The sequence below is a fragment of the Jhaorihella thermophila genome (genome assembly GCF_900108275.1).
Taxonomy (GTDB): Bacteria; Pseudomonadota; Alphaproteobacteria; order Rhodobacterales; family Rhodobacteraceae; genus Jhaorihella; species Jhaorihella thermophila.
This window is the reverse complement of sequence record NZ_FNVD01000052.1, coordinates 1-2,579: the sequence shown is the minus strand read 5'-3', so window position 1 is coordinate 2,579 and position 2,579 is coordinate 1. Positions and strand designations below refer to the sequence as shown.

The window sequence follows — 2,579 nt, the reverse complement described above, 5'->3', positions numbered from 1 at the left end:
CAGCTCAGCGACCGTCTGCTCACCCTTCAGCGCCTCAAGCGCTACCTTCGCCTTGAACTCCAGCGAATGCTGCTTCCGTTTCGACATCTCTGATCCCCTCTTCGTCGAAGATCAGCAGACAGCAATTTGTAGCCTACGTCAGCGTCCGATTTTCGGGGAGTAGCTCATTCAAAGCCAATGGCCGCATTCCGGGCCTGCATGGCACCATGGCGGATGCGCCGGGCCTGCTGGAGGCCTATCAGGTGGCCCACAAGGCGTTTCTAGGCACCAGCCTGACCGACGAGGAAAAGACGGTCGTCTGGCAGACGGTGAACGTCGAGCATGAATGCCATTACTGCGTGCCCGCCCATACCGGGATTGCCAAGATGATGAAGGTCGATGACGCGATCACCGAGGCGCTGCGCAACGAGACCCCGTTGCCGACAGCGAAACTGGAGGCGCTGCGCGACTTCACGCTGAAGGTGGTGCGGGGCCGTGGCTTTGTGGATGAGGCCGACACGCAGGCTTTCCTCGACGCGGGTTTTACCACCACCAATATTCTCGAGGTCATCCTCGGCGTGGCGCAAAAGGTGATGTCGAACTATGTCAATCACTTCGCGAAAACGTCAGTGGACAAGGTGTTCCGGAAATACGCCTGGGAAAGGAAAACGCCCGCCACGGTGGAATGAAACGAGAGGGCGGCCGGATGCCGGCCCCCCGCCCCATCCGGGCCGCGACGGGGCATCGGTGGCAAGCCCGAGATGGCGTTCGAGCGCCCGCACCTTGTCACCGGGGCGCAAGGCGTGGAAAACATGCCAGCATCCTGACCGCTCTGGCGCCGGCAAAGGAGTGCACTCATGGCCCGTGCCGCCAACTATGACCGCGATGCCGCGCTGGAAGCAGCTATGACGCTCTTCTGGCGCAAGGGCTATCACGCGACTTCGCTCAAGGATCTGGAAACCGCGCTGGAGATGAAACCGGGCAGCATCTATGCCGCCTTCGACAGCAAGGAAAACCTCTACCTGCTGGCGCTGCGGCGGTATTTCGAGAACTCGCGGGCCGGGTTCCGGGCAGTGATCGCGAAGGCGGCATCGCCGCTTGCCGCGCTTGCCGCTCACATCCGCTCTTATGCCGAACTGCCCGCCGAGGATGCCGCGCGTCAGGCCTGCATGCTGACCAGGACATTGGTGGATACGCGCAGCACGAACCCTGCGATCGCGGCCGCCACGCAAGAGTACCTCGACCAGATGGCGAGTGAATTCGCCGCCGCCTTCGCCGCCGCTCGCGACAAGGGAGAGATCGCTTTGGACGCCGACCCCGAGCGGCTCGCCCGCCGCTATCAGGCCAACATCACCGCTCTCCGGGTCGAACTGCATCGTGGTGCGCGGGAGCAGACGATCCGCGACCTTGCCGAGGACATGGCATCAGAGGTCGAAGCCCTGCGCGTGGCGTGATCCGGGCCGAGCCGCCTACCTCACGGCCTGTCCTGCGAGAAGCGCGTCCTTGTAGGCCTCCATGCGGGCATTGGCGTTCATGTCGATCTTCATGACCAAGGACAGGACGGCTGTCGCGGTGACCAGGCCGGCGCGCCAGGCAGGACCGTGCATCACGACGATCAGCAGCGCAGCGCCGGCGATCAGCAGCGGCATTACCCGGAAAACGGCCAGCCCGTATTGCGTCATGGTCCGGTCGGCGCGCGCGATCTCTGCCGCCACGAACCCTGCGGGATCCTGCGTGAGGGCGGCCTCGAAACCCGTGGCTGTGGTCCATGTGCTGTAGAGCAACCCGCCACCAAGGATCAGCAGCAGCGCGCCCGCCACCAGCATCGGGACCACGAAGGTGCGTGCCATCTCCGTCTCGCCCCTCTGCCAGAACCCGAAACTCGCCGCGATGAACATCGCCCCGAACAGAACGAAAAATCCGTTTGACAGCAGTTCCGCCCGTGCCCAATCGGTTGACGTCCTGAGAATATCCATGTCGCTTCGCCCTTCCTGCGGCGTCCGGTCAGATCAGCCGGGCGGGCGCGGCCTGTGCGGTTTGGCTCCACCGCCGCGGCGACTGGCCGTACATGCGCTTGAATTCCCGGCTGAATTGCGATGGGCTGGCATAACCCGCCTCCCAGGCCGCTTCGGATATGGTCCTGCCCTCGGAAATTCTCATCGCGGCACGATTCAGCCTCATCGACTTGACGAACTGGATCGGCGACATGCTCGTCGCCTCCTTGAAGCGGCGATGGAACACCGCGCGACTCATGCCGACCTGGGCGGCCATGTCGTCGATTGTGACCGGTTCGTGCAGATGAGCGGAAACATAGTCGATGATGCGCGCGATTTCGTTGCCAACGCCAAAGGCCCGCCGCGCCACAGCCCCGGCGTCGCCTTTCAGCACGGCATAGTAAAGCTCGCGCAGGCGCCCCGCCTTGCACACTCGCCGCACGATGGGTCTTCAGAAAAGGAACCAGTTCCAATGAAAGTAACCCAAAAATCGCTGTTCACGCGGTCGGTTTGAACTGCTGCGGTGGATGCCCCCACCCAGCGGCATCTCGTATGCCATGATGGTTTCATGAACCAAGTGGAGGGCGCACCGATGACGACGAAGAT

4 protein-coding genes are annotated in these 2,579 nt (G+C 63.1%); 2 read left to right on the top strand and 2 right to left on the bottom strand.

The genetic code is table 11. From position 1 onward, the window contains the following. The first annotated feature begins 110 nt into the window (after window positions 1-110). Complete coding sequence (locus C4S70_RS18265) at window positions 111-668, top strand: carboxymuconolactone decarboxylase family protein (RefSeq protein ID WP_200822818.1); 558 nt, start codon at window positions 111-113, stop codon at window positions 666-668. Between the two features lie 168 nt (window positions 669-836). Beyond that, a complete protein-coding gene (locus tag C4S70_RS18260; RefSeq protein WP_104009505.1) occupies window positions 837-1,433 on the top strand; it encodes a TetR/AcrR family transcriptional regulator in 597 nt (198 codons plus the stop codon). Between the two features lie 15 nt (window positions 1,434-1,448). Here the strand turns inward: C4S70_RS18260 and C4S70_RS18255 are convergent, their stop codons facing one another. Both C4S70_RS18255 and C4S70_RS18250 read right to left on the bottom strand, forming a co-directional pair. Further along, complete coding sequence (locus C4S70_RS18255) at window positions 1,449-1,955, bottom strand: hypothetical protein (protein ID WP_104009504.1); 507 nt, start codon at window positions 1,953-1,955, stop codon at window positions 1,449-1,451. 28 nt (window positions 1,956-1,983) lie between these two features. Then, window positions 1,984-2,415: a helix-turn-helix domain-containing protein gene (locus tag C4S70_RS18250; protein WP_235003897.1), complete on the bottom strand. Its 432-nt coding sequence runs from the start codon at window positions 2,413-2,415 to the stop codon at window positions 1,984-1,986. Window positions 2,416-2,579: the final 164 nt, after the last annotated feature.

What these genes read in the sequence shown, in the direction of transcription:
- C4S70_RS18260 (WP_104009505.1), top strand. Translation starts at nt 837, where the DNA reads ATGGCCCGTGCCGCCAACTATGACCGCGATGCCGCGCTGGAAGCAGCT.
- C4S70_RS18255 (WP_104009504.1), bottom strand. Translation starts at nt 1,955, where the DNA reads ATGGATATTCTCAGGACGTCAACCGATTGGGCACGGGCGGAACTGCTG.